3 protein-coding genes are annotated in these 1,758 nt (G+C 64.4%); 2 read left to right on the forward strand and 1 reads right to left on the reverse strand.

Going from position 1 to position 1,758, the window contains the following annotated elements:
• Window positions 1-238, forward strand: a 238-nt coding sequence (locus LQV45_RS29940) for a monooxygenase family protein (RefSeq protein ID WP_230010803.1), incomplete at its 5' end; no start/stop codon positions are given.
• A 21-nt stretch (window positions 239-259) separates the two neighbouring features.
• On the opposite strand, the gene LQV45_RS29945 is transcribed toward LQV45_RS29940, so the two are convergent.
• Window positions 260-973: a TetR/AcrR family transcriptional regulator C-terminal domain-containing protein gene (locus LQV45_RS29945; RefSeq protein ID WP_230010805.1), complete on the reverse strand. Its 714-nt coding sequence runs from the start codon at window positions 971-973 to the stop codon at window positions 260-262.
• 274 nt (window positions 974-1,247) lie between these two features.
• Here LQV45_RS29945 and LQV45_RS29950 point away from each other — a divergent pair, with 274 nt between their 5' ends.
• On the forward strand, window positions 1,248-1,505 hold the full coding sequence (locus LQV45_RS29950) for a hypothetical protein (protein ID WP_230010808.1): 258 nt from the start codon (window positions 1,248-1,250) through the stop codon (window positions 1,503-1,505).
• The last annotated feature ends 253 nt before the right edge of the window (window positions 1,506-1,758 follow it).

Raw genomic sequence — 1,758 nt, forward strand, 5'->3', positions numbered from 1 at the left:
GCTGTATGCCTACGCAAGTGCGCCTCAATCCGAGCACAGGCCCGCGTGGGCTGCCTTCAACCGCCAGGCAAGGAAGGCCCCAAAAGCTGTCGGCATCTGGCATGAGACCTTCCAGGTAAGCAGGGCCGAGAGCATGTATGTCTCTATGCCTACCGAGGGTCTCGCGCAGGCCACAGAGCTTCTGCCCGTGGGGCCCGGAAGCCAGCAGGCGAAGGACCGGCTGTCCAACCCGGGCTGAGATGACCGGTGCCTTTCCGGATCAGGGTTTGGTCGGGGAATCCGGCATCCGGCAGCGGGCCGCGAGCCCCGAGAGCAGGATGGTGATTCCCTCATCCAGTTCGGTCATCCCGTCGTAGTCGGCGAGGACCGGGGCGAGGGCGCGGAGCCGGGGGAATTCCTTCGGTGGCAGGCGGTGCAGGCCCAGCCGGAGAAGGGCCTCATTTTCCTCGGGGTCGACGACGAATTCCTGCAGTTCGTTGAGGATGTGCCCGTAGAGGTATCCGTAGTAGGCGCGGTAGACGTGCAATGCGTCAACGGGGGCGAATCCGGCGTCGATCAGCAGGGACAGGATCTGCTCCAGTGGACGCAATGTTCCCAGCGGCCGCAGGCCCAGGGGTGTTGACAGGGGGCGGGTCACGAGGAGGGGCACGACGTTAGGGTGCCGGAGCGCCAGGAGCCGCAGGTCGTGGGCAATGCGCCGGAGCTGCGACTGCCAGTCGGGATCATCGGGAATGATGGCCAGTTCATTCAGCACGAGTTCTGAGACGCCGTCCAGCAGGGCTGCGCGGTTGGCGGCGTAGCGGTACAGGCTCATGGGATCCCGCCCGAGTTCCTGCCCGAGCCTGCGCATGGTGAGGGCGTCGAGTCCCTCGGCGTCCACCAGTGCCAGTGCCGTCGACAGGACAATCTCCCGGCTGAGGCGAGCCTTCTTGCCGGGAGCCGCAGGGGGCGCCGGGTGCTCTTCGGGCGACATGGTTTTCCGTTCGGGTCGGTACAGAGTGGTTACAGTTCCGGGATGAAAAGCCGGTTGCTTAATGTGTAGTCTACGCCTACAGTCTACATCGTAGAGAAGTTGCATTGGCTGGTTTCCGCAGGATGTGGACCGCCAGCCCAGTAACGCTTTATTCCCGGATCTGCGGTGACGCAGCAGTGCGGGATCTTGCTTCATCGCCCCGTGCATGGCCTTGACGCTCAGCTGCTGTAGCCACACGGCGGCACACAATGCACCGCGAAGAAACGAGCCACTCATGGCAACTTCCCAATACGACCAATTCCTGCAGGAAGCCACCACCCGGGACCCTGCATCCGACCACGCACTGGGCCGGGACTGCCTCTACGGGCTCTACACCAGCTGGTGCTTCCTGAGCCAGACCGCGCCCCGCCCCGAAGATGCCTTCTGGGCGGCCATGAAAGAAAAGCAGATCCATCCCAAGCGCAACGGCCTCCGCATGAAAGGACCAGCCGCGGCGGACTACATCCTGGCCAGCTACCCGGGCCTGGTCTGACCCGGATGACAATCACGTCAAGCACGTACTTGCCCCGGGATGCCCACCAGCCCCGAGGGCGGCGGCCTTGGTGTGCGACATGTGAGACCGACCGGCACCTGCTCCTGGACTCTGTCGCCACCTTGAATCCGCAGCAGGAAACCCTCGCGGCCGCCATCAGCTGCACCAACTGCGGCAGCTCGCACGTGGTAGCTACGACTGCGGCGTTTCTCGCAATCATCCCGGCGCGGAACGGGAACAGCGGCGGTGCCAT

This window comes from Microbacterium sp. Bi128, from assembly GCF_918698205.1.

Excerpts from the sequence above, each read along its gene's own strand:
- LQV45_RS29945 (WP_230010805.1), bottom strand. The coding sequence starts at position 973 with ATGTCGCCCGAAGAGCACCCGGCGCCCCCTGCGGCTCCCGGCAAGAAG.
- LQV45_RS29950 (WP_230010808.1), top strand. The coding sequence starts at position 1,248 with ATGGCAACTTCCCAATACGACCAATTCCTGCAGGAAGCCACCACCCGG.